Source organism: Undibacterium sp. RuRC25W, from assembly GCF_049339825.1.
Lineage (GTDB): Bacteria > Pseudomonadota > Gammaproteobacteria > Burkholderiales > Burkholderiaceae_D > Undibacterium.
Genome location: NZ_JBMPPD010000020.1, coordinates 54,077 through 79,757 on the forward strand (window position 1 = coordinate 54,077; position 25,681 = coordinate 79,757).

General features: G+C 47.1%; 20 protein-coding genes and 1 pseudogene. 9 read left to right on the forward strand and 12 right to left on the reverse strand.

The genetic code is table 11. The features are described from left to right. Positions 1–245: 245 nt before the first annotated feature. Entirely contained in the window at positions 246–2,459 is a 2,214-nt protein-coding gene (locus ACO0KV_RS10825; protein ID WP_423042541.1) for a DUF1631 family protein, read from the forward strand. A 9-nt stretch (positions 2,460–2,468) separates the two neighbouring features. Here the strand turns inward: ACO0KV_RS10825 and ACO0KV_RS10830 are convergent, their stop codons facing one another. Then, complete coding sequence (locus tag ACO0KV_RS10830; RefSeq protein WP_423042542.1) at positions 2,469–3,104, reverse strand: DUF4136 domain-containing protein; 636 nt, start codon at positions 3,102–3,104, stop codon at positions 2,469–2,471. Between the two features lie 550 nt (positions 3,105–3,654). Here ACO0KV_RS10830 and pepN point away from each other — a divergent pair. Both pepN and ACO0KV_RS10840 read left to right on the forward strand, forming a co-directional pair. Then, positions 3,655–6,333, forward strand: a complete 2,679-nt coding sequence (gene pepN, locus ACO0KV_RS10835; RefSeq protein WP_423042543.1) for an aminopeptidase N — start codon at positions 3,655–3,657, stop codon at positions 6,331–6,333. A gap of 134 nt (positions 6,334–6,467) precedes the next feature. Further along, positions 6,468–7,469 carry a class 1 fructose-bisphosphatase gene (locus ACO0KV_RS10840; RefSeq protein WP_423042544.1) on the forward strand — a complete coding sequence of 334 codons (1,002 nt, stop codon included), beginning with the start codon at positions 6,468–6,470 and terminating at the stop codon, positions 7,467–7,469. Between the two features lie 81 nt (positions 7,470–7,550). Here ACO0KV_RS10840 and ACO0KV_RS10845 read toward each other — a convergent pair whose 3' ends face one another. Both ACO0KV_RS10845 and ACO0KV_RS10850 read right to left on the reverse strand, forming a co-directional pair. Next, complete coding sequence (locus tag ACO0KV_RS10845) at positions 7,551–9,332, reverse strand: DUF3857 domain-containing transglutaminase family protein (protein WP_423042545.1); 1,782 nt, start codon at positions 9,330–9,332, stop codon at positions 7,551–7,553. A gap of 335 nt (positions 9,333–9,667) precedes the next feature. Beyond that, the gene (locus ACO0KV_RS10850; protein WP_423042546.1) at positions 9,668–10,753 is read right to left on the reverse strand and encodes an MBL fold metallo-hydrolase; all 1,086 of its coding nucleotides are present in this window, start codon (positions 10,751–10,753) and stop codon (positions 9,668–9,670) included. A 331-nt stretch (positions 10,754–11,084) separates the two neighbouring features. On the opposite strand from ACO0KV_RS10850, the gene ACO0KV_RS10855 reads away from it, so the two are divergent. From ACO0KV_RS10855 to ACO0KV_RS10870, 4 genes are all read left to right on the forward strand, one after another. Next, positions 11,085–11,693, forward strand: a complete 609-nt coding sequence (locus tag ACO0KV_RS10855) for a TetR/AcrR family transcriptional regulator (RefSeq protein ID WP_423042547.1) — start codon at positions 11,085–11,087, stop codon at positions 11,691–11,693. 702 nt (positions 11,694–12,395) lie between these two features. Beyond that, entirely contained in the window at positions 12,396–12,557 is a 162-nt protein-coding gene (locus tag ACO0KV_RS10860) for a hypothetical protein (protein ID WP_423042548.1), read from the forward strand. A gap of 13 nt (positions 12,558–12,570) precedes the next feature. Further along, entirely contained in the window at positions 12,571–12,930 is a 360-nt protein-coding gene (locus ACO0KV_RS10865) for a hypothetical protein (protein WP_423042549.1), read from the forward strand. A gap of 68 nt (positions 12,931–12,998) precedes the next feature. After that, complete coding sequence (locus ACO0KV_RS10870; protein ID WP_423042550.1) at positions 12,999–13,148, forward strand: hypothetical protein; 150 nt, start codon at positions 12,999–13,001, stop codon at positions 13,146–13,148. A gap of 205 nt (positions 13,149–13,353) precedes the next feature. Here ACO0KV_RS10870 and ACO0KV_RS10875 read toward each other — a convergent pair whose 3' ends face one another. Then, the gene (locus tag ACO0KV_RS10875) at positions 13,354–14,097 is read right to left on the reverse strand and encodes a tetratricopeptide repeat protein (RefSeq protein WP_423042551.1); all 744 of its coding nucleotides are present in this window, start codon (positions 14,095–14,097) and stop codon (positions 13,354–13,356) included. A 264-nt stretch (positions 14,098–14,361) separates the two neighbouring features. Here ACO0KV_RS10875 and ACO0KV_RS10880 point away from each other — a divergent pair, with 264 nt between their 5' ends. Further along, the gene (locus ACO0KV_RS10880; RefSeq protein ID WP_423042552.1) at positions 14,362–16,779 is read left to right on the forward strand and encodes a TonB-dependent receptor; all 2,418 of its coding nucleotides are present in this window, start codon (positions 14,362–14,364) and stop codon (positions 16,777–16,779) included. Positions 16,780–16,790: 11 nt separating this feature from the next. Then, a complete protein-coding gene (locus ACO0KV_RS10885) occupies positions 16,791–17,924 on the forward strand; it encodes a glycerophosphodiester phosphodiesterase (RefSeq protein ID WP_423042553.1) in 1,134 nt (377 codons plus the stop codon). Between the two features lie 102 nt (positions 17,925–18,026). Here ACO0KV_RS10885 and ACO0KV_RS10890 read toward each other — a convergent pair whose 3' ends face one another. The 8 genes and pseudogenes from ACO0KV_RS10890 to ACO0KV_RS10925 all read right to left on the reverse strand — a co-directional run. Further along, positions 18,027–18,695 carry a DUF4272 domain-containing protein gene (locus tag ACO0KV_RS10890; RefSeq protein WP_423042554.1) on the reverse strand — a complete coding sequence of 223 codons (669 nt, stop codon included), beginning with the start codon at positions 18,693–18,695 and terminating at the stop codon, positions 18,027–18,029. Between the two features lie 103 nt (positions 18,696–18,798). Further along, complete coding sequence (locus ACO0KV_RS10895) at positions 18,799–19,185, reverse strand: hypothetical protein (RefSeq protein ID WP_423042555.1); 387 nt, start codon at positions 19,183–19,185, stop codon at positions 18,799–18,801. A 239-nt stretch (positions 19,186–19,424) separates the two neighbouring features. Then, complete coding sequence (locus ACO0KV_RS10900; protein WP_423042556.1) at positions 19,425–20,699, reverse strand: glycosyltransferase; 1,275 nt, start codon at positions 20,697–20,699, stop codon at positions 19,425–19,427. Positions 20,700–20,772: 73 nt separating this feature from the next. Further along, complete coding sequence (locus ACO0KV_RS10905) at positions 20,773–22,299, reverse strand: cryptochrome/photolyase family protein (RefSeq protein ID WP_423042557.1); 1,527 nt, start codon at positions 22,297–22,299, stop codon at positions 20,773–20,775. Positions 22,300–22,307: 8 nt separating this feature from the next. Further along, positions 22,308–23,663, reverse strand: coding sequence for a DASH family cryptochrome (locus tag ACO0KV_RS10910; RefSeq protein ID WP_423042558.1), 1,356 nt, complete (start codon positions 23,661–23,663; stop codon positions 22,308–22,310). After that, positions 23,660–23,809 (reverse strand): DUF2256 domain-containing protein, encoded by a 150-nt coding sequence (locus tag ACO0KV_RS10915; protein ID WP_423042559.1) that lies wholly within the window; start codon positions 23,807–23,809, stop codon positions 23,660–23,662. Before ACO0KV_RS10915 ends, ACO0KV_RS10910 begins: the two co-directional genes overlap by 4 nt. 11 nt (positions 23,810–23,820) lie before the next feature. Beyond that, positions 23,821–25,389: an FAD-binding domain-containing protein gene (locus ACO0KV_RS10920; RefSeq protein WP_423042560.1), complete on the reverse strand. Its 1,569-nt coding sequence runs from the start codon at positions 25,387–25,389 to the stop codon at positions 23,821–23,823. A gap of 185 nt (positions 25,390–25,574) precedes the next feature. Then, positions 25,575–25,681: pseudogene (locus tag ACO0KV_RS10925) on the reverse strand (IS5/IS1182 family transposase); the annotation flags it as partial.

The window sequence follows — 25,681 nt, forward strand, 5'->3', positions numbered from 1 at the left end:
GCTCAAAATAACGGCGAGCTGCAACCTGACACGAATGGAAGCCCCAAATTTGGGCGTTTACTGCTTGTTTTGTTAGTGGCAGTTATATTGATAGTACTGGTCACTTTTTTGAGTGAGGCGTACTATACCTCTTGACTTGATGGGTGCTCCGGTGACCTGAAAAAACATGCTGATGCAAAAGCGATGGCCTAAAATGTTAATGGCATGCTTTTCAGGTGTTCACCTCGTAATTTGAAAATTTAGTCATGGACACCATACCTTTAAATGCTGCTAAGCAAAGTGATTTTTCCAGCTCAAGTCGTTTGCTGCTATTGCAGAGCCTGGTACCGGTAGCGACTCATCTTGTCTCCTCACAGGTCGAGGCGTTCGCGTCTCGTTTGACCCAAGCGCTATTTGTGGTTTCTGAGCAAACTGTTCGACCAGAGGAAGCGGCAAGTAGTTTTTTGGCTTATCACCTCCTTAAGCGCAATCAGAGCAGTTTTTACAAAATTCTGACCTCACAAATTAATGCAATTCTGGCCAAAGAAGTCAGCGTCGTTAATACGCGTAAAATAAAATCACCGTCGGAAACGCAAAATATTGCCCTTGTCAGTTTTGAAGAGATGGAAAGCAAGGTGCTGACGACGAATCTCAGCAGCGCATTAGAAGTCCAAAATGCAGAGCAACTTGTGGGACTCAATATTCGCATAGGCCATGTTTTACGACGAACGCCGATCAGCGTTACTCAAAATCCGTTCCGTCCGGAGTTGTTTGTGACGGCCGTGATGCAAGCGTGGCTAGAGTTTGAGGCCAGTAAAGAAACGCAGCATTTGGTCTTAAGTCTCTTGCAGCCTGAGTTATTCCTGCAACTCCATAGCGTCTATCAGGGCTTAAATGATGCGTTAATTGAGCGCGGCATTTTAGTTGACATTGAAAGCGCCAAGAAAGAAGATAAAAAGCGTTTTATTCGCACTCGGCTCCATGATCGCGAGTCGCAAGATCCGTACCTCGAAAATAAATTGCGCCATATTTTTTCACTCTCCCGAGAAGAGGTGAATGCTTCCAGGGAAACGTCGATTAATTCTACTTTCGTTGCCGATAAAGAACGCGATCAAGCGGGAGGGCGTGCCAATCTCGGCGATACACATGGTTGGACAGATGCACCACAAGGTGTGCCTCGCGGATCTGCTGCGCCCGCCGATACGGTAACCATTGATCGAGATTTTTTTAACTACCTGACGAATTTGCAAAGGGTGCATATCTCTGATGCCTTATCGGCCGAACGCTTGCATTTACGTCAGTTATCCCAGAATCCCGCTGCTGGAGAGTTAACGCATATCGACCAAAACACGATCGAATTGCTCGCCAGAATTTTTGATTATGTTTTTAGTGATCCCAGCATTCCGTCTGACATAAAAAATCTGATCGGCCAGTTACAAATTCCGACGCTCAAAGTCGCTTTGATGGACAAGGATTTCTTTTTCAAAGACAGCCACCCAGCACGCGTGTTAATTGATACCTTGGCAAAATCGAGCGTGTTCTTTAGTGGTGACGCCAGCCACGAAGATCCGTTATTTCAAATGATTGAGGGAATCGTCGAGAAGGTTCAGCAGGATTTCGATCAGCAAATTGACCTCTTTTCTGATGTTGTGGCTGATCTGGAGGCGTTTCTTAAAGAAGAGGAGCAAAGTGCCGAACAGTCGATCGTCGAACCGGTTGCGCTTGCTCTTAAGCAAGAGAAAATGCGACTCGCACGCGAGTTTGCTGAAAACGACGTCGCCATCCGTGTTGAAACTGGCGAAGTGGCTGGATTCCTGGAAGAGTTTTTGTTGAATCAATGGATCAGAATTTTGACCATTGCCCATAACGTCAAAGAAGAAAAACCAAATGCATTAGAAAATGCGTTGCGGACAATGGATGATCTGGTATGGAGTCTGAAACCTAAAAATAGCTCCGAAGAGCGTAAAGAATTAGTCAGTAAATTACCTGCCATGCTGACGTTATTGAACGCTTGGCTCAATGCCATCAAATGGGATGAGCCGGAACGTGTTTTGTTTTTCTCAAAACTGGCTGAGCGCCACGCGGCGATCGCCAGAGCGCCATTAGAGTTGTCGCCACGTCGGCAGCTTGAAATTGCAGTAAATATTGCTCAGAGAGCAAGTGAAAGACGTCTGAACAAGCACGTTCAGGATCAACATGAACATCTTCCTGACGATTGCTTACAAATGGTCGAAGACATGGAGCGTGGTGTCTGGGTTGACTATACGACCAGTGCAGGTGTGACTACCCGATTTAAATTGGCATGGGTCAGTCCGAAGCGGACTCGCTATATTTTTACGAATCGTCAGGGCCATGACTCGTTTTCAATTGCGACCGAAGAATTAGTGGCGCAGTTCAGAAGCGGTAGCGCCGTGCAGATATCTGCAGCCTCCGTTGTGGATCGCGCTTTGGTTGAGGCACTGCGCGATCCGCCGGGATAAGAGACTGACTTACTTGCCGTCTTTTTTGAGCGGCAGTTCTACCGTCGTCGTGCTGCCGTTTTTGCCAGGAAACCCTCGTAGTGCACTTTCTAACAAGTAAGGCATTTGTGTTGCAATCTGCGGGTCAGATTGTTCGCTACTCACCTTGATGGTCGCCAGTTTTTTATTGCTGTTAAATTCGCTGATATTGATTTCTAATTGATGCAGATAGTAGCGAACAGCGTTGGCGTCAATTGGTCCGCGGAAATGACGGCCATAATAAGGACCATAACCATAGGGACTATAAAAATAGGCACTTCTGAAGTGCATTCCCCAGTAAGGGTCATACATGGCTGGATGCCATGGTCCGATAAATTGCAATTCACTGAGCGTTGTTGCATATTGCATACCGATTTTCAATGCAGGTGTCGCGCCAGGAGTAATTTCTTTGAAACCGTGCAAGCCCAATTCGGCTCTTAATTCTTCTTCATAAAACTTATATTCTGGATCATTTTCTTGTGCTGGTTGTCGTTCTAAAATATAGGATTGATCCTGAGCAACAGATGGCCATTCGTGAAATACGCTGACTTGGCTGCTGAAGGTAGTAGCACAGCCAGTCAACAACATGCTCAACGCCAGCAAGGCAGGGGTTAAATAACGTTTCATTGCAACTCCTTTTTTGTTTTTCGATTGCCAACGATCCATGGGATTGACCAGTTCCTAGTCGATTTTCCGCGCTTTTTTGGATCTCGGTTAATAGGTCACTTAGTCGATGACAACCTCAATGCATTTCCATACCATGATGATAAGACTAATGCATCCTAGATCTATGTCGATTTGTAACTTTTTGATCTCAATTTGAGACAATAGTTCCTCTATTTTTTACGGAACATTCATTGCCATGTCGCGTACTCATCGGACTTACGTCAGGGCCAGAAATGGAAGGGCTTGGATATGGCGTAAAAAAAACTTGTGCACCAGTTGGGTGTCTGGTGGGGATAACAATGGGCAGTTTCAGACAGATTGGTATTTTAAATGACGAATCTTGGGGTGGTTTTATGCTTATCCGGTGTTGACTTGGTAAAATGCTGGTCTGAGCAAGGTTCATGAGACTTTGGTATAGGAGTCGCGAAAGATTGTCCTGCTGGTATTACACCTTACTGCACTGTTTCGCGAACGTCCTGTTACATTTACTTTTAAAAGAGATATTCATCCCATGCGTAACGATATCGCAACGACACCACCGACCATTTTTCGCAAAGATTATGTTGCCCCAGGTTTTTGGGTTGACACTGTAGAAATGGGCTTTGATCTGGATTTGCAGGCAACTCATGTGGCGACACGCATCACCATGCGTCGTAATCACGACAGCACTGAAAAGGACTTGGTGCTGTTTGGGGCGTCACTGAAGCTATTACAATTGCGCATGAACGGCGTCAATCTGAAAAAATCCGCTTACACCATTGATGGTGAAGTGATGCGCATTCCAAATGCACCAGATGAAGTGACGCTGGAAATCGAGACGCTGATTAATCCATTAAAGAATACCTCATTGTCGGGTTTGTACGCCTCGAATGGTAATTTCATCACGCAATGCGAAGCAGAAGGCTTCCGTAAAATCACTTGGTTCCCAGATCGTCCAGATGTGATGGCCAAATACACGGTCATGCTGCGCGCCGACAAGAAAAAATTCCCGATTCTGCTGGGTAACGGCAATCTGATCGAAGAAGGCGATTTAGGTGATGGCCGCCATTTCGCCAAATGGGAAGATCCGTTCAAAAAACCGTCGTATCTGTTTGCATTGGTCGCCGGTAAGTTGGTATGCCAGGAAGAAAACTACACGCTTAAATCTGGCCGTTCCGTATTGCTGCAAGTCTGGGTAGAAGACGGCAATCTGGATAAAACCCAGCACACCATGGATTCTCTGAAAAATAGTATCCGTTGGGATGAAGAGCGCTTTGGTCTGGAACTCGATCTCGATCGCTTTATGATCGTGGCGACTAGCGATTTCAATATGGGGGCAATGGAAAATAAAGGCCTCAATATTTTCAATACCAAATACGTCTTAGCGAACTCCCGTATCGCCACGGACGTGGATTATGCAGGTATCGAATCCGTTGTTGGTCATGAATATTTTCACAACTGGACCGGCAATCGCGTGACTTGCCGTGATTGGTTCCAATTGTCGTTAAAAGAAGGTTTAACGGTATTCCGCGATCAAGAATTCTCTGCGGATCTGGTCGGCACGACGACTGGCCGTGCGGTGAAACGTATCGAAGACGTACGCGTGTTGCGTCAGGTTCAGTTCTCAGAAGATGCGGGCCCAATGGCGCATCCGGTTCGTCCAGATTCATTTGTAGAAATCAACAATTTCTACACCGTGACCATCTACGAAAAAGGCTCAGAAGTTGTCCGTATGTACTACACCTTACTGGGTCATGATGGCTTCCGTAAAGGGATGGATTTGTACTTCGAACGCCACGATGGACAAGCGGTGGAATGTGACGATTTCCGTGCGGCGATGGCGGACTCCAGTGGTCGCGACCTGACGCTATTTGAGCGTTGGTACAGCCAGTCAGGCACACCGCGCGTTAAAGCGGACACGTCTTACGATGCCCAAACTCAGACCTACACGTTAACTCTGACACAGTCTTGCCCGGCAACCCCAGGGCAAGAAGAGAAGCTGCCATTCCATATTCCCGTTACCATCGGTTTGTTGGATGCTGAAGGTAAAGATATTGCACTGAACTGTGAGGCATACCCAGCACAGGCTGGTGTGACGACACTGATTTTGGAATTGACGGAGGCAACACAGACCTTCACCTTCACGGGTGTCACTGCAAAACCAGTTCCTTCTTTGCTGCGTAACTTCTCGGCGCCTGTGGTGCTTGATATTGCGTATACCGATGAAGAGCTGGGCTTATTGTTGGCCAATGATAGTGATCCGTTTAACCGTTGGGAAGCAGGTCAACGTCTGGCGACCCGTCGTTTGGTGAAACTGACAAAAGCGGTGCAGGCAGGTGAAGCGCTGGAACTCGACAGCATGTTCATTGAAGCCTTGCGCGCGACGCTAGTCAATGAAGAGCTAGATCCTTCTTTCCGCGAACTCGTTCTGACATTGCCTTCAGAAGCCATGATCGCCGAAGAGTTTGAAATTGTTGATCCGCAGGCTATCCATGCTGCACGTCAGTTTGTCCGCACGACATTGACACAACATTTGCGCGCAGAGTTGTTGACGGCGTATGAAGCGAATTTGACCCCAGGTAGCTATTCACCTGATGCAGCGTCGATGGCAAAACGTGCTCTGAAAAATCTGGCATTGTCGTACCTGTGCACTTGGCCAGATGACAGCACCTTTGAACTGGCAAGAACACAGTTTGACGAAGCTGAAAACATGACTGACAGACTTGCAGCATTGGCCGCCTTGACGAATTTCCATGGTAACAAAGTGCAACAAGCTGCAGCAGCGAAATCTCTGAAGACATTCTACAAAGATTTCAAAAATGAAGCGTTAGTGATCGATAAATGGTTCATGCTGCAAGCGACTGCGCACACCACAGATGTCGCGGCGGTACGCGGCTTGATGACGCATAAAGCGTTCACATTGGGTAATCCGAATCGTGCTCGCAGCCTGACGTTCAGTTTCTGTAATGCTAATCCCTCCCGTTTCCATGCGGCAGATGGCAGTGGTTATGCATTGTGGGCGGAATTGGTGATTGAACTCAATAAGATCAACCCACAGGTCGCAGCGCGTTTATCCCGCAGTTTGGATCGCTGGAAGAAATACCCGCAGCATCTGCAAGATCACATGAAGCTGGCGTTGGAAAAAGTTGCTGCGACGAAGAAACTTTCTAAAGATGTTGCGGAAGTAATCGGTAAAGCGCTTGCTGCCTGAGCGCAGGAATAACAACGCAATAGCAACGAAAACAATGTGTCTGCGCGCCGTGTTTGCTGATGTAACAAGGTAAGTTTGTCAGTAAAGCGTCGTGACAGACAATGTGTAATCAATACTTTTAATAAAGGAACCGTATGAAACGTGTCAGTCTGACCCAGTATCTGGTCGAGGAGCAACGCCTGAATAACTCTATCCCTGCAGAGTTACGCCTATTGATCGAAGTGGTGGCGCGTGCTTGTAAAACCATCAGCCACGCGGTGGGTAAAGGTGCGTTGGGTGAAGTGTTAGGTACTGCCGGTAGTGAAAACGTTCAGGGTGAAGTGCAGAAAAAACTCGACATTTTGTCGAACGAAATTTTGCTCGAAGCCAATGAGTGGGGCGGTCACTTGGCGGCGATGGCATCGGAAGAAATGGAAACCATTCATCAGATTCCAAATCGCTATCCAAAAGGCGAATACATGCTGTTGTTCGATCCATTAGATGGTTCTAGCAACATCGACGTCAACGTGTCTATCGGCACTATCTTCTCGGTATTGAAAGCACCAGACGGCATGTCCGCACCAACAGAACAAGACTTTTTGCAACCAGGTAGCAAGCAAGTTGCCGCTGGCTATGCGGTCTATGGTCCACAGACCGTATTGGTGCTGACAACGGGTAATGGCGTGAACTGCTTCACATTGGACCGCGAAATGGGTTCATGGGTACTGACACAGCGCGGTATGCAAATTCCGGAAGATACTAAAGAATTTGCGATCAATTCTTCTAACACCCGTCACTGGTACCCACCAGTCACACGTTACGTTGACGAAATGCTGGCTGGTAAGACTGGCCCACGCGAAAAAGATTTTAATATGCGTTGGATCGCATCGATGGTCGCTGACGTACATCGTATCCTCAACCGTGGTGGTGTATTTATGTACCCAGCCGACAAGCGTGAACCGGATAAGGCAGGTAAGCTGCGCCTGATGTACGAAGCTAATCCAATGTCGTTTATCGTTGAACAGGCTGGTGGTGCTTCAACGAACGGCAAACAACGTACGCTCGACATTCAGCCGACAGCGCTGCATCAGCGCGTTGCTGTTTTCTTGGGATCGAAAAACGAAGTGGAACGCGTCACGCAATACCATCAGGAATAATTTTCTGGATAAAAAAACCGCGATATTCGCGGTTTTTTTGTGCTACATGTTAGTGGCTTAGGCAATTGACGAACAATGTGGTCACATGTCGCTGCGCGCTTCATCTTTATTCATAAACAATAAGCGACCGTTAAACGCTTTGTCGATGTTGTTCATCGTTTTCTTCATCGCATCGTAGGCATCTGCTGAACACCAGGCTTTGGTTGACGTGGAGCGGAACTGACGCTGCAAGGTATAGGTATTTTGTTGCTTTTTATAAACGCTATCAAAAGAAACGTCACCGTCTTTGATATGGACGTCTTTTGGGACAAACAATACTTTCAACTCAGGTGCTAAACGGATTTCAATCTGGTCTTCAACAGCGAAGGCCGAACATTTGAAATCAGAGTGACGGTTTTTTTCGGTAAAGCGGCGCAGAATCCGCACAGCTGAAATTGGACCCGTGAGACCCGCATTGAAGCCGATAGCGCTCGCTTCTGGCTGCGAAATGAAGTTGCTCACGTTTTCAGCGTAACGATAGCTCAATACTTTTGGGTCATTGGAGGGCAGGGCGATAAGTTCAGCTTTACCATGCATCCCACTACTCTCTAAGGTTTTAAGCGCCCAATCACTTTCTTTGCCAGGTCCTATTGTATCGAGAAAGGTTTTGACAGCGACTGCTGTTAATCCATAGCCAGTGATATCCGTCGTCCGTGTTGCTGCGCCGTTGGCCTCAAGTACAATTGTTGCCTGCCGAAGAATTTTGGTTTCGTCTGCTGAAACAGGTGGCGTCTTCGTTACTTCCTTAAAATTTTTCGTCACCAACACGTCATGGCTGTAATCCATTTCTGGGAGTAATCCAAACGGTGTCTGGTCAGATGTTGAATCCAAAAATAAATGTAATCCAGGCACGTAGTTGATTGCATGGTTAAAATTAAATACCGGAATGGGCAACATGCTATAGGTATCTGTACTGGCATTGATGAGTACCTGAGAAGCGGGAATGCCACTGGCCTCGAGCAGCGCCTCCAATATTGTGGCGTGGTCTTTGCAGTCGCCATAGCGTTTTTCTAAAATCGTTTTGGTATCATTTGGAACAAAACCACCATCGCCAATATAACTGGCAACGTAACGTATATTTTTACGAACCCAGTCATACACTGCTTTTGCTTTATCTGCATCATTGTTTAGCCCTGCCGTTAACTGCTCAGCAAGTGTTTTAATCTCTGGTGTTATGACCGCTTTTTCAGCCGCACCGATTTGATAGCCGTCGGCAATGGCTTTTAAATCTTTGAAACTACTGATCATGACATACGGTGTTTTGTTCCATGTATTGACTACATCTGAGTCACTTATTTTGGTATCAGTACTACGATGTGACCAAGTGATTGTATGAATACCTTGTTCAACCTTATTTTCTTTTTCTTCCATGTCATGACTGGCGACATGCAGCGGCATATTTTCTGGGTAGTGCAACGTGTATGAGGCGTCGCCTCTGATCACATCATAGTTAAAATATTCACTGTGTGAGTCGCCGCCAGGAAGATCCAGTTTGCGTTGCTTTTGTCGTAAATGAACATGAATCGCATCACCAGGCAATAGCTTTGAAAACGTAATCTGATAGAGTTTTCTGTGCGGGTATGAAACGCCACCTAACATCCCGTCTTGTAACTTGATATCAGACGCTGGTACTTTGATTTTTTCGCCATTTGCTCTGATTGTCTCTGCTTTTAAGATCTCTAGTTCCTGTTTATCCTGATCAAAGCTCAGGTATTGTTGTCCCAGGCCGTTTGCCCCTTGCTGATCGACGCCACGCCAAATATATTCCTCGTCCATCACGCTGGTGCTATCGGCGTTGATGGTCAGATCCGTGTGTTGATACAAGAACGAAAATGTCCTTCACCGGCAGCGTTGACGATAGTTGGAATAGAAAAAATTGCAGCGACACTGAGTGCGATAACATTTTTGTGTTTAAACATTGGCTTTGCTTGGTAGACGGCAGAATGAAAAGTTAGTGATCAACATCTAAAACGATCTGAAAAGAGAGATCGTGAGGACTTTTTTTTCGGATATTTTTGATGCTTGTTTTGAGTATATCGACCTTTTGTTTTAATATCAATAATGCAATTCTATGTGTCGAAACGTAAAAAAGGCTTGTCATGATCATCCATGCACAAGCCTTTTTTAAGAACGCTGATACGCAGTTTGCGTTCTTTGTCTTATTCAGTAATTGCGGTATACAATGCGACCGGATGTCGTACTACGTGAGCAAAGCGCCACCAGTGTTGGCCGCTCTGTGGTTCGGCTATGTCAACGGCTTCTCCCATTTGCGGCGTACTGATTTTTACACCGTGACGTCTGGCTAACTCCACGATACGCTCAAATGGTTCATACCACGCATGTAAAGACAGATCGAATGTGCCGTTGTGAATAGGTAGTAAATATTTGCCACCGAGATCGAGATGCGCCTGCAGCGTTTCTTCGGGCTGCATGTGGACATCCGGCCATAGCTTGTTATAAGCGCCGGTTTCCATGAGTGTTAAATCGAAAGGGCCTAAACGTTCACCGATTTCTTTAAAACCCTTGAAATAACCAGAATCACCGCTGAAAAAAATCCGTAGCTCAGGGGTCAGAATACTCCATGATGCCCATAAAGTTTGGTTCCTATCATTTAGCTTTCTGCCTGAAAAGTGTTGCGCAGGCGTTGCGACGAATCGAATCTGATGGACTGTTGTTTCTTGCCACCAGTCTAACTGACGCACTTTTTCAGGAGAGATTCCCCACGCAATTAACCGGTCGCCGACACCAGTTGTTGTCAGGAAATGCTCAGTCTTTTCTGCCAATGCTAATACGGCAGTACGGTCAAGATGATCGTAGTGGTCATGTGACAAAATGACCGCCTTGATGGACGGCAATTCGCTGATCGTAATCGGTGGTTGATGAAAACGCTTGGGTCCCATCCATTGGAACGGTGAAGCACGCTCGGAAAACACGGGATCGGTCAGAAAGAATTCACCGTGTAATTTCATTAACAGCGTTGAATGTCCAAGCCGAAACAATGTCGAGTCTGGCGCCGCCAGAAGCTCGTTACGGCTTAATTCAAAAACAGGGATGCTACCCTCAGGTACTGTGTTCTTGGGTTTATTGAATAAAAATACCCAGGCCAGAGATAAGCTTTTCCAAAAGCCTGGCTCGCGCATCTGTTTCTGATTACGGAACTTTGCATCTGTTTTTTCCGTACTGAATTGGGGCGTTGAAGTTGTTGATGCAGTTGTTGATGTGGTTGGCGTTGTATTCAAACTCATTGACTCATCCCTTGGTGTGAAGTTTCGTGCAAAGTATCGTACTAAGCCGCGTTGCAAGCATCAAATTACCGTCGTTCATCGTAGCAAATCTGAGGCATTACTCTCTTGGATATCCTTATACTACAAGTAGATCATTGTCGCCGCTGACGTCTCAGTCATGCGCTTCCGGCTTTGCATGCATCCGTCTACGTTTTGCACCAGATCGCCTGATGTATAAGCGTAGAATATTCATTAATTACACTACACAGTGTAGTTTTAAACTTGGGTAAAGTAAACTACCTAGTGTAAAATCTTTTGTTTATCAATGACTTTTATCTATTGGCTTTAAACTATGAACCAGCCTCAGCGTCAGACTGACCGCAAACGCGAAGCGATTTTGCAAGCCGCGATAGAGGAGTTTCGTCAGCACGGGTTTGAGGCGACCAGTATGGACAAAATTGCAGCAACTGCCGCTGTTTCTAAGCGGACGGTGTATAACCATTTCGCTAGCAAAGAAGAATTATTTAGCGCAATTTTGTTGCAACTCTGGCATGCCGCTGCAACGCAGGAGACCTTGGTTTATAAGACTGACGCTACGTTACAGGATCAACTAGAAGTGCATTTAAGAAAAAAAATGGGTATGCTGTCGGACCATAATTTTCTTGACCTGTCACGGGTGGCAGTAGCTGCTACCATTCATACGCCCGACCGTGCACGGGATATGGTTGAGAAACTGAGTAAAAATGAACTGAGTATCGTCACGTGGATTAAGGCTGCACAAAATGATGGCAAGCTGCGTCTCGCAGATCCACAACTCATGGCAGATATGCTCCAGGGACAATTAAAATCGATGGCGTTCTGGCCGCAAGTCGCGATGGGACAACCCATTCTAAACGCCGCTCAACAAGATATGTTGGTGCAAACGACCGCCAGCATGTTTTTGCACTATTACTCGAAGTGAGCCTCATTTTCTTTTGAGAAACTCCCCACTTCCTATATCGTTATGTATGGGGTGTAACACAACTAGTGCGGCCTCCATCATCAACGTATACGACACTGATTCGCTTGTCTTTTTAATGGTCATTCTCCTTTGATGGAAATTAGACGGCTTACCTCTGTGGTGTTTGATTGCTCCGAAGGGAGAAGCGTTGATCTATTTGATCGTGATTCTATGGCTATTTTTTTTAACGATGTTCAAACGTGTATTTGGGGCTCGTGTGTCTTTTAAGGCAATACGAAATACCATGCTTTTTTTTATAGGTTGACATCCTAAATTCAAGACGCTTACAATTTCGTTATCTCATTTTATAAGGCATCTGTCATGGACAGTAGTAGTTGTCATTATCAATCGGTTGGATGGGGCAAGCCCGTGACCATTGCACACATTATTGCACTCTCCTGATAGACTTTTCTCTACTCTAGCGTGCGCAATGCAGGCTATGTGACACGACGATTATCTTCGTCAATGTATTTCCCTCATCCTTTCATTTATTGTCGAATTTTTTGTCGATTCATTAGATCGTTGATTTTTCGTGCTCGTCATTTCGTGCACTCGAAATAATCTCGTCTGTTGAACTGGCATCGACGCTGTAAGTTCGTCTTGCGTGTGTTTGCGTTGGTGTTTGCCTGCGCAGGATGACTTCTTTTAGTAAAGGAAAAGGAAATGGAATGGTTCCTTCTCATGCATGGCGCACGTGACACGTTCAACAACAGCTTGGCCGATACGCATTTTGAACGTTGTGTCGATCTGATGACGGTTATTTTTCCCGGAGCTATCCCCGCGGTTGTGTTGATCCAGCGTGTCTATACACGTCAAAAAGAATGAACAGGAGGTTCCAATGACACTTTTTGATTTGGCCACTCTCGTCGTTCAGCAAATGTCTATTTCTCGCCGGAATACCACTGCGCAGAATGTCACAAAGCAAACCGCTTCTTTGTATCACATTCGTACCGTGTGTCGTCGTAATGATGTCAAGCACGTGGAATTACTATTGCGGCGATCGTTGACGATGGATTGTGGGGTGATTGAATCCTTTGATTGTGCATCACAAAATGAAAGTGACATCGCCGTTTTTGACGTTGACGTCCGTCGCGCGGATAACGTCAGACTGAATATGGTGAGGGTAGTTAGCCGACTTGGCATGGAACCAAGTGTTCGCAGCGTATCCTGGAATGCCGTCCTAAAAAGCGTCGCTTAGTACGACGACCAAGGATGCTCGAACGACGAGCACTGTTCCGATTAGCACTTAAGTAGGAGTAGAAAAAAATGCATTTCGCCTATCTCGTTAATGGTCTACCCGAAATTTACCCACAAATTTCGCTCGGGCAGGATGGCAACCATGTTGAAAAAGAGGAACATCCTTTTCGTCGTCTAATGAAACGACTTGTAGCGTATCGTCTATTTAAAGGTGCATAAACTCATCTAGTGAGACTGGAAATAGCAGGCGAATTAAAAAAGGTAAAGCTATTTAATTCTTCTGTTTATTACGCCAGTCCCTATGTTGACGATACATATTCAGATGCATATTTCCGGAAATACTGCATTGCTTTTGTTGATTGCCAGCGATATCTGCTGCACGAGTTGGTTTCGTATGTTGCGGCGAGATTATTTAACACGCTTGTTATGTTTTTTTATCCGTTTTTTCCTGGTTTTGTTCGAATTCCTGTTTCCAGTCATCCGCTAATGCTACCGCTTTGTCGATCTGATCTTTGCTCATGTTTTGTGCCACGTATTGACGATAAACCGGCGCATCATCGTAGTCACCCGCTAAAGAAAGCCATTTGTATGCCTCCACCATATTGATGGGCATACCTTTGCCTTTAAAATTCATTAAACCAAGCTGATATTGAGCGCTGCTATTGTTCTGATCTGCGGCGTTGGCAAATAATTCCTGCGCTTTTTTGTAGTTCAAAGGGACACCATTACCAGTAACATACAAGACGCCAAGACTATATTGGGCATCGGCATAACCTTGCGCCGCAGCTTTGTCAAACCATGAGACGGCGACCTTGTAATCAGGGGGGATTCCTGCTTTGCCTTTGGCGTACATTCGCGCGAGATTGACTTCACCACGGACATCACCTTGTGCTGCCGATTTTTCAAATAAACTCAGTGCCGTTTTTTCATTTTCCTCGACACCTTCACCCTTTAGATACATCAGTCCCAGGCTAGTTTGCGCATCGGCATCGCCTTTATCGGCAGCAGCCTGAAATGCTTCCGCAGCTGCCCCATAGTCATTTTCGGCATACTTACTTGTAGCATCGTCATTATCATCTGCATGTGCAAAGTGAAATCCTGCGCCGATCATGACGAGCAGGGTAACAATCGCAATAGTACGTGGATAAGTAATGGTGTGAGATTTCATGGAGTGCTCGGACAAGGAACCAAATCAGGTTAATTGTAGTCAGGTTTTTTGAAAGATTGAAGGGTAGTTTACCTTTATTTTCAATCGAGTTGATAGAGGTATATCAGTAAAGCATAAGTTTTAAGAAGTAGAAAACAGGTATTTTTCAGATTGTTAATTTATGGTCATTTCGTCGTCACAAAAAGTTACTAAGCTACGCGCTATTCGACAAGTATTAAAAAATTGCTACTTCGCTTACTTCCTTTATTTGACCATTTAACAAAAATGAAAACAACCCACCTCCAGTTGCAATCAAGTTTGCCCGCCCGCTTTCCATTATTAGTTATGTCAACAGCATGCCTGATGGCCTTTGCTCAGTTGGCTAACGCACAGGCAACGACAGCAAATACCACAGGGACGGCGGTGGCGAATGACGTTAAGCAGGCGCAAGGTGCCGATAGCAATATTTCTACTGTAGAAATTTCATCGCAATCGACACGTTCTTCGGTTTCCTTACGCAGCAAAGAACTCCAGAGCCAGTTGCCCGGTATGAATCCATTAAAAGGCTTAGAGACCTTGCCTGGTGTGAGTTTTTCTACGGCGGATCCATGGGGTAACAATGAACAGAACCTGACTTTATTTGTTCATGGCTTTAACGGTCAGCAATTAGGTTACACGATGGACGGTGTTCCGCTCGGTGATCAGCAGTATGGTAATTACAATGGTTTATCACCCCAGCGCGCAGTCATCAGTGAAAACGTCCGTAATGTGGTCTTATCATCTGGTGCTGGTGATCTGGCGACACCATCGACCAGTAATCTAGGTGGCACAATCGAAGTCTTTTCCAGCGATCCATTGGCAACTAAAACCACCAGTCTTCAGCAGACCGTTGGCAGCCATAACGCATCACGTACGTTTGTTCGGTTTGATACTGGTAGCTTTGGTAATGGCAATAGCATGTATATCTCCGGTTTGCATCAGGAGGCCAAAGCGTGGGATTTTGATGGAAAACAAAGCGGTAATCAGATAAACACTAAGTTTGTACATAGCACTGACACAGGTAAATTAACGCTCTTCCTTGATTACAGCGACAAGACCGAGCCAAATGAAGATGCGACGGTACATGTTGCTGGCGAAACCAGCGCACCCTATACTCGCGCATTTTTGTATCCGAATTTTGGTGCCGCAGTAGCGTATTTATCGCCAACTGGTAACACACCTGCTGCCGACGGTTCGAACTACCATAACTATTATAGTGACGCGCAGCGTACGGATTATCTGACCTACGCCAAATATGACTGGAATATCAGTCAGACGACAAGCTGGACTAATCAAGTTTACTTCCATCATGATGATGGCGTAGGTGTGGTTGCTGGTCCTATTGGCGCAGCGGGCTTGCCAGCCTTATTTGGTGTGTATTTTCCTGGTCAGAACCTGAAGCAGATTTTTGGTAACTCAGGCTATGCTACCCGCGCGACACAATACGTGATCAATCGTCCTGGCATTATTTCGGCCGTTCATATGGATTTAGGTGATCATCAGTTGGCCTTTGGTGGTTGGTGGGAGCGCAATAATTCTTCTACCTATCGCCGCTGGTTCGCCCTTGATGTCAATAATCCAAGTACGCCATACCAACGTCCAACGAACCCTTTAATTACCCAATACGGTAGTGACATTACAAATAATGTCGTACAACTGCACCTACAAGATGAGTGGCATATCAAACCGAATCTTGCGGTACAAGCAGGCTTTAAATCTAGTTTGCAATTCGCGGATGGTGAATTCCCTGTACAACCTCTGCCAGGCGCGATTTCCGGTGGTTCGAAGGCATTACCAGTGGGTAAAATTGATACGAAAAAATGGTTCTTACCTGAGTTAGGTGTGCTGTGGGACATCACCCCACGTGACCAGTTTTTTGCCAATATTCAAAAAAATATGCGTCAGTTCGTTACTTATGGCGCTGGTGGTGCATCTCCTTGGAGTCTGGCAAGTCAGTCAGCGTTTGATTTGTTTAAAAATAACGCGCAACCAGAGACTTCGGTGACCTACGAAATGGGCCTGCGCGGAAAACGTGATGTGCAGTTGGGCGCACTCGACAAGGTCGATGGACAGGTCAACATTTATCACGTTGATTTCAGCAATCGTCTTTTACAGATTAGTCCAACTTCTGTTATTTCCGCCATTGTCGGCGGCAACCCTGTGCTGGCCAATGTTGGTAGTGTAACGACAGATGGTGTTGATATTGCTGGTACGTTACACTTTGGAAAAAACTTCAGTGTATATAACGCGTTCTCCTATAACCGTTCTGTGTACGGTGATAACTACTCCAACGGCAACGCCATTGTGCAGACCTCTGGTAAGCAAGTGCCGGGCGCACCTAAATGGATGGATAAGATCGTCGCTACCGCGACATTCGGCGATATTGAAACACAATTAACCGGTGATTATGTTGGTCGTCGTTATGCAACTTACACAAATGATCTGTATGTTGGTGGTTACTTCATGCTCAATCTGGGTGTGACTGCGAAATTGCCATCATTGAATTCGGGCTTTATGAAGAATGCTAAATTGCGCTTGAATGTGACTAATCTGAATCAGATTACAGGTGCTGCTGCCGTCGTCGTTGGTGCTGCAAGTGGGACCTACAATACTTACCCAATTGCGCCACGCCAATTCTTTGTCACTTTTGGCGCTGAGTTCTGATTAAGCGAAGTATGAAACATCATCGCAGAACTTTTTTAACGACTGCGGCCCAGGGGGCTGCAGTATTGTGCGCTACTTCATTTGGTGCCGCTTCGTCTGCGTTTGCAAATGCATTTGCGAATACGCCGAAGAAAATTGAATTGTTTGGGCATCGTGGAGCACCAGCCTTGCGTCCTGAGCACACCTTGGCGTCGTATGCGAAGGCGATTATTGATGGCGCAGACTATATCGAACCTGATCTTGTGATCACAAATGATGGTGTATTGGTCGCACGGCATGAGGCTTTTTTGAGTGAAACCACAGACGTCGCGACACGCCCAGAGTTCGCCGATAAAAAGGTAACTAAAACCATCGATGGCGTTACAAGAACAGGGTGGTATGTTGAGGATTTTAGCCTAGCTGAACTGAAGACTCTGCGTGCTATTGAGCGCTTGCCTAAAGTCCGTCCGCACAATACGCAGTTTGATGGCATGTTCCAGATTTTGACATGGGATGAAATTATCGATTTTGCTGCTGCGTCATCAGTGACGACTGGTAAAGTCATCGGCTTGATCCCAGAACTGAAACATTCGACCTATTTCTCGAGTGTTGGCCTACCTCTGGAAGACCATTTTTTAAAAAGCATCGAGGCCCATGAATATACGCGTCGTTGCCCGTTAGAGATCCAATCGTTTGAAGTTGCCAATCTGAAGTACTTGCGTAGCGTGATTGGCCGTCGTCCAAACACGCGTTTGATGCAACTGATTGATCAAGGGCCAGTTCGTCCTGCTGATGTCGTCGCTACTGGTGGTAGTCTGACATTTGCCCAAATGAGCAGTGCGCAAGGTTTGCGTGATGTCGCGACGTATGCAGACGTGGTGGCACCACCGAATCGGGCGATTATTCCGTGGCTAGAGAATGGCAAGTTAGGGAAACCTACATCGTTAGTGAGAGATGCTCACGCAGCTGGCCTGCTGGTACATACCTACACATTCCGTCCGGAAAATCGCTTCATAGCAGCAGATTTTCGCAACGATCAAGGCGACAACGCACGTAATGAAAAAGGGTCAATTGCCGAAATCAGAACTTATCTTGCTGCTGGTATCGATGGCTTTTTTTCAGACGATTCTGCCGTCGCACGTAGAGCAATTTCTGGTTACGTATAAATAGTCAGTCGTTCATCAATGACAGCCGGTGAATAAATATTCATTCATCGGTTTATTTATTTTCTGTCGATGAATGCCAGCATTTATCACTATTCGTCAGTACTAGCCCGCGGTTTCTGTGCTGACCTGATCCCAGTTATTTTCATCATCATATTGAATCACCCAGTTCACTGCCTTGTGCCATTCGTGTACTGCATCGGCATCGAGCCGGCCTGGTGTGGGCTTGCCGGTGATATGCGCGTGGCGCACTGCCCAATGTAGACGATAAAGCAGATCAGCCCAGTCCAGCATCGCTGACTTACTTCTGAGTCTGATTCGTTTGGCCAGATCGGCAGAATTCTGAGGTAGATCGGAGAGTGCTGTGAGGACGGTCTCGCTGGGCACTTGGCCATCAGGCATCCCAATTGTTGATTGCAAACCACTCGCCCACAACAAAAATCGCAAGGCTTCCCCCTTCAACTCGCGTTCATTCAGCTGGGTTTGATGACCATCGCTGGTGTTAGCCGTGATGAATTTGAGTTCGTTCTCTGAAAAGTACTCTTGCAATGAGGCTGCTGAGATTGCATCACGGAGCGTGGCTTTTTGTGTGCTCTCTGCCTGTACAAACTGTTGCAACAAGCAAAGTGCAATGATGCGGCGTGCCAGGGTGTCAGCATCACGCAGAGCAATTTCGTCTTCGCTCTCAATGAGGGAGAGTTGCAGATTGATACGGATACCACGTTTGTGCAGCACCAGTTCTGATAATTCTTTGCGCAGTTCTGGGGATTTCATAGTCAGCCGGAAGAAAAAAGGTCACAGATTGTACCAGTGTCGCCCAAGTGCCTGAGTGCTTCAGGCGAGTTTTTCTTCCGGTGTGAGTGATTAACACACTGATTTATTGATGAATCACGTGATTTTCGTTGATGGTTTCAATTGGCTTTGTTGATTTTTGACGTTTAAATAGCATCACAATGCCAACCAGCAACAGCAGGGGTAAGAAAAGTGGTGCGACTGCGATAGCAAGCGTTGCGGCAACGATGGCAACGATGCCAATCAAGACAGCCGAGACGCCCGCTAAGATCGCACTGGTTAGGACAAAAGCGAAAATGCAGGCAAACGCCGCGAAAAGCATGCCAATGACTGCAGCCCCAAAGCCGGCAGCCCCAACAATTTCCTCATCACCGATAATCACGGTGGGTGGCGAGTAAAAATACAGCCCGGCGATGATAACCAGAGCGACCAGAACCAGCAAAGCAAGAAGATGACGTGTTGTTGTTTTCATGATATTTCTCCCTTAACGTACTCATCAGTTTTATTTATCAATGTTTCTGTTGATGAGTACATCTTATGTCTTGGGGTGCGAGGCAACAATCGACATGCGACAAGCGGTAAAAAAGCCGTGACGAAATGCATTTAAGCAGGGATAACCGCAATGCAACGCTTAAAGCAGAGACGGCTGCGGTTGTTACATGGTGCCAAGTCGCTCTATGAAGCAATGCCGTTGGCTCGATGCTGGCGTTTTTACATACCAAACCGTTGTTGTATCAGTTTGACTGCCTCTGCTACGCCATTCTCCTGCTTCATGGCTGCAGCGATGCCAACGGCAGTCGTTGTTAGTGCAGGGTGGTCCATGACGTAGCGAAGTTGATTTGCCAGTATTCTGACGCTCAGATTACGGCGCTTGCTCAGCTTTCCGGCTATGCCGATACGGCGCAACTCGCGTCCCCAGTATTCTTGTTCGCTTATATGTGCAACGATAATGGATGGTTTGCCTGCTAGCGTGGCTGACTGTGTGGTACCCGCACCGCCATGGTGGACGATTGCTCGACAGTGAGGAAAAATCAAATGGTGTGGTGCCGTAGAAATATAAAAAACATCTTCATCAGACCTCAATCCACATTCTTTCCACGTAGCACTTTGGATAATTGCGCGACAACCAGCTTGTTTCGCTGCTTGTGTCAGCAAATGAAGTGTTGCCGTCTGATTGATCAAGTCGCGTGGCATCCAACTGCCAAAGGTGATATAGACTGGGGCTTCACCAAGACCAAGAAAAGTGCTCAATTCGGCTGGAATAGTACCTTCCATACTCAGATTAGGGGTGTCAAGAAAGCCGCACACCTTGACTGAGGATGGCCAATCCGGCTGTCTAGGACAAAATTGTGCGCTGACTGCCTGCAATGTCAGATCTTTTGACATCCATATGTCAGTCATCACATCGCGTGTCGGTTGCATGTTTAGTTGACGCCGAAGGCGATTCGGATAACGCTGTATTGCCCGATGGACGCTGAACTTCGTGAGCCACCAGATCAGCTTGTGTCCCCACTGACCAAGCGCATTAATACCGAGCGGATTACTGTAAGCACTAGGTACGACAATATTGGCCAAGACCACGCTGACGTAGGGTTTCTGTACTTTTTCAGCGGCAATCTGTAATGGGTGCATGAAGTAGTGACCAATCAGCAAGTCGTTGTCTTGACACAGTTGCTGAGAGGCGATAAACATGGCGTCTTCAGCAGGTTCGAAGCAGACTTTCAGAATGGTCGCGACTTGCTTCATCGGATCGCGGGTACGATAGACCATCTCGGCGATGCGTTCGCCTTCTTCCACCGCGATCACCGGCGAGGCAACCAGTTGAATCCTGACACCATGCTCTGAGGCCACATTGGCGTAGGACTCGCTATCAAAGCAGGTAATGACCAAGGTCACTTCATGACCTGCGGCTTGTAAGCCTTCAGCTAGTGCTAGAAAAGGGCGGATATCACCATGACTACCCCAAGTCTGCATCCCGATTTTCATTGGTCCTCGCTTTGATTGATTGCTTGATGCGTCGATTCTGATTTTTTGAAATACGCGCTGGAGTCATAAAGCCTCAGAGCGAGTCTAAATTATCGATGATTTTTAGCGCCTGATGTTGAAAGTCTGCTATGACTTTTTCATCCATCTTTTCTAACTGTCGGTATGCCATCCCGATCCGTGGATTGTTGGCCAGTTTTTTCTTATTACGTTCAAAGAAATCCCAGTACAAGGCATTAAATGGGCAAGCATTGTCGCCGATACGGGATTTTTTATCGTAGTGGCAGCCTTTGCAGTAATCACTCATTTTGTCGATATACGCAGCACTGGATACGTAAGGCTTCGTTGCCAGTAAACCACCATCGGCAAATTGACTCATACCGATGGTGTTTGGTAGTTCTACCCATTCAAACGCATCGATGTACACCCCTAAATACCACTGATGGACCGCGATCGGACTCAATCCTGCTAGTAGCGAGAAATTACCAATGACCATGAGGCGCTGGATATGATGCGCATGTGCTTGTTCCAACGATTGATTGATCGCATGCGACAAGCAATTCATCTTGGTTTCGCCAGTCCAGAACCATGCCGGTAGCGGTCGCTGATGATCAAAGAAGTTTTTTTCTGCATAGGTTGGCATTTGCGCCCAATACACACCACGGATATATTCGCGCCAGCCTAAAATTTGCCGGATAAAGCCTTCCGCAGCCGCTAGCGGAACCAGACCAGCATGGTAGGCATCTTCTGCTTGCTGGATAACTTCGCGTGGATGCAGCATCTTCACATTCAGCGCGAATGATAACAACGAATGAAAAAGACGCCACGCCTTGGTACTCATGGCATCCTGAAAATCACCGAAAAACGGCAGTCCATGTTGAATAAACGCGGTAAGCTGCTCGATAGCTTCCTGGCGGTTTAATGCCCACCGGAATTGACGCTCACTCGGCTCACCAAAGCTTTGAACGCCTGCATTGACAATGTCTTGCCATAGCGTGGAGTGATCGTGCGTTGCTCGCGCGTCCTGCGGTTCTGCAGGTGTGCCGCGCCACGCTTTACGATTATCCTGATCGTAATTCCACTGCCCACCGACGGGTTTTCCTGCGCTCATCAATACTTGATACTGTGCCCGCATTTGGCGATAAAAATGTTCCATCAGCCATTGTTTTCGCGCGGCAAAAATATCGGATGCATGGTGTCGAGTTGTCAGAAAATGCTCACTATCGACCATGCGCCACGGTATTGCTGAGTGACGGCTGTGTTGGTACAGTTGCTCGTCTAGACGCCATTCATCAGGCATCTGATATTCGACCTGATTCGCTTTTAATTGTGCTGCCAACACATCGATATTGGCAGGAATTGCATGCAGATTAGTGGGGTCATCGATGCGCAGATAATGTACGCGATGACCTCGATCGGTTAATTGCCGTGCCATCTCCCGCATCGCTGCAAAAATCGCTAGAATTTTTTGTGCGTGATGCAGCACATAATCAGTTTCTTGGCGGACTTCCATTAACACGTACAACCTGTCATCAGCTATCTCGCTGAACCAGGAATGCTGGATGTTGAGCTGGTCACCCAGGATGAGCCGAATGGTTGTCATCGTTGTTGTCATTTCATCGTTGGTAAATCGGTGAGCCATAACTGGCGATATGTTCCATCGCGATCGTGATCATGGACTTGCTTCTGGACATTGAACCGACGCCCATTGCGAGGGTCGGTGCCGCGTCCGGCAATGTATAACCAATTGCCTTGATTGCTGTAGACGTCGTAGTCAACTAATTGTGCTTCAAACCAAGCCGCACCTGCGCGCCAGTCGCAGTCCAGATCATAGATCAGATAGCTGGCGACGATCTGACGCAGCCGGTTAGACAAATACCCCGTCGCAGCAAGTTCAGCCATCCCTGCATCGACCAAGGCTTCTCCTGTTTGTGCCTGACACCAATTGGTAAATCTTACTGTGTCATGCAACGGAGCTGGCAACGTACTTAAGCCACTGGCTGTATAAAGTCGACGTCCATATTGCAAATGCAGCAGCCGGAAGTAATCGCGCCACAACAACTCAAACCAGATCCAATAGCTGCTGTCATTTGCTCCATATTCTGTTTCGAATTCTTTTAACGCATGATAGATCTGGCGGGCTGATATCGCGCCACAGGCTAGCCATGGTGAGAATTTGGTCGAATAATCGACGCCCGTCAGTTGGTTGCGGGTTTGCTTGTAAGTGTGGGCTAACTTTCGCGCTAAATATTGGTCCAGATGCGCCTTTGCAGCCGAGGCGGCACCAGAGAATTGCTCATCAAAATAGGGAAAGGATGATCGCTGGTCTTTAGGTCGTGTTGGGCATGGCATCACGGGCTTATGCCAGCGACTAACGATCTCGCTGAACTGTGCTGGTAAAGGTGGAATCGACGCTGGTGCAGCGCAAGGGGCGAGGGGAAGCACGCCTGCTTTTTCAATCGTCGTTCTGAATTGTGTAAATACCTCGGGTAGCTGAGTTGGCTTAAATGGCAAATCTGCTGGTGACAGCAAGCTCGACTGCCACCTTGCACTGACATCTAATCCTGATACACGCAATGCAGCCACTTCATCTTGCTCCTCAGGTGCCGCGATGTCTTCGCAGTAAATCGCTGTCGTTTGCAGTTCGCTTGCCAGTCCTGGCAAAGCTTCTGCTGCGCTCATGTCGATTTCCAGTAAGTCGCTTCCAAGACTCACTAAGGTTTTTCTGAGGTTGGCGAGTGCGGTATCGATAAAGTGACGCCGGTGAGGGCTGTTACTCGGAAAGCCCCAGCGTGTGATTTTCTGCGGTGGATGGCAATAGACGAACACCATCGTCTGCACGTTGGCACACGCCTTGATCAACGTAGGATTATCGTCTATGCGTAAATCTTGACGAAACCAATAAATCGCTGCTTTGTGCTTCTTGTTGGTCATTGCAGGTGACGAAGAGATCAATCTACTGGTCATGCTTTTGCTCTACTTTCTCTCCGGCAGCGCTCGGAGCAAAATTTGACTTCATCCCATACCTTTTCCCATTTTTTACGCCACGCGAATGGACGCTGACAATGGGGGCATAACTTGGTTGGTAAATCTGATTTTTTACGCATGCGCATCGGAATGTCTTTCACCAATCGAGTTCTAACTGCGCCGCGACAGGCGCGACTTTGGATGCTGCTTTTTTTCTGGACGTGGTACCTGAACGGTCATTCTTACCTTGTCTGGAACCATGTTTTTCGACAATGGCACGTTTTGCAGCGCGCACCTGTGGTTGTCCACGAACAGCAAATAAACGCGCCTTTGCTTCGCGCGTTGCTGATTCGAGATCTACCACTGGCATAGGAATATCCACTCCCACTTCAACGCCGCAGGCGCGCTGTACATCGGGCGGCATACGCCATGGTTCAAATAGCCATGTATCCGGCACCCGACGCATGGCCGGTAACCAACGGCGTACAAAATGCCCATGGGGGTCGTGATCGCTTGCCTGTTTAATCGGATTGTAAATGCGAGGAATATTGATACCGGTCGTACCCGACTGCATTTGCATCTGGCTCCAGTGGATGCCCGGTTCATAGTCTAAAAACTGACGGGCCAGCCATTGTCCTACCGGACGCCAGTCTAACCATAAAGGATATGCTGCCACAGATACCAGCATCGCCCGCATCCTGAAATTCAGCCAGCCCGTCTGGTGTAACATCATCACGCAGGCATCCACCAAGGGCCAGCCAGTTCTGGCATTCACAAGCGCATCAAAGTGCGCTTGATTCCAGTCGTCCTCACGTAGTCCATCATAGCCGCGGTGCAGATTGCGGTATTCCAGTTCAGGTTCACTTTCCAGCTTTTGAATGAAATGGCAATGCCAGTACAAGCGACTGACGAACGCGTTTAAGCCTTTTTTTTCTCGTTCTTCTTGCGGCGTTAAAGCAGATACCTGCTGCCGTGTTGCATGCACAATTTCACGCAAACTCAGACAGCCATAGGAGAGATAAGGGGATAAACGCGAGCAAGCAGTAGGCGCAGACAAAGGCGACGAGATACCTCCACGATATTGACGGCAACGCTCATCTAAAAAATCGTTTAAGGTCGCCACTCCTTGTAGCCTACCGCCGCGTTGACGTAGTGGCGGATCATACGGATCAAGATGAAGCTGCTGATTTGATGCAGGTAATTGCGGTAAGGCCAAGCCGGGGGCGAGTGATTCAAAATTTTCTGCGTTCAATACCGGTATGGGAACGCATGCAGCATCGTTGTGCACATTCCAATGGCGTTGCCAGTCGTCTCTGTTTTTTAAACGTCTGACCACACCGAATTGTGCGAATTCATGCCAGTCGATTTGTGCTTGCTTGCACCACCGTGTGACGGATTTGTCGCGTTCGTAAGTGACTGCATTGCCGGTTTCTTCGTGCGAATAAATTGCCTTAAATGGTTGATGCGAAAACAGCTGCGCAAACACCTCACTGACTTCACCGGTAATAACATGCAATTGCCCACCGCGCTGGCGCAGGGCTGCATACAGCTCCCGCAGGCTCTCTAACAGAAACTGATAATGCTGATTTGCCGCATCCTCTTGCGCCCATAGCGATGGCTCGACCACGTACAAACACAGTACCTTGCCTTGGCTGACTGCGTTGTGTAGCGCGAGATGATCATGCAAACGCAGATCGCGTTTGAACCAAACGATGCTGTATGTCATTGGTGCATTATATCAACGGATAAACAATCGCATCGGAGGCGGCTATTTTCTTTTGGGAAACAGAGGCTGACGGTGAGATTGATGTACGAGATAAATAATTTATTGCTAAAAATTTATCATGCGAGTCAAAATACCGCCGTTGTTGAATGTCCAGATAAGGTATTTTTACTAGGGCGTGTTGACATTTATTTTAACCAAAGCATCGAAGCTGCAATTGCCACAAATGAAGCAAATCGTTCAGCGAGTTTGTCGTATCGCGTTGCAACCCGCCTAAATTGTTTGATGTGAGCAA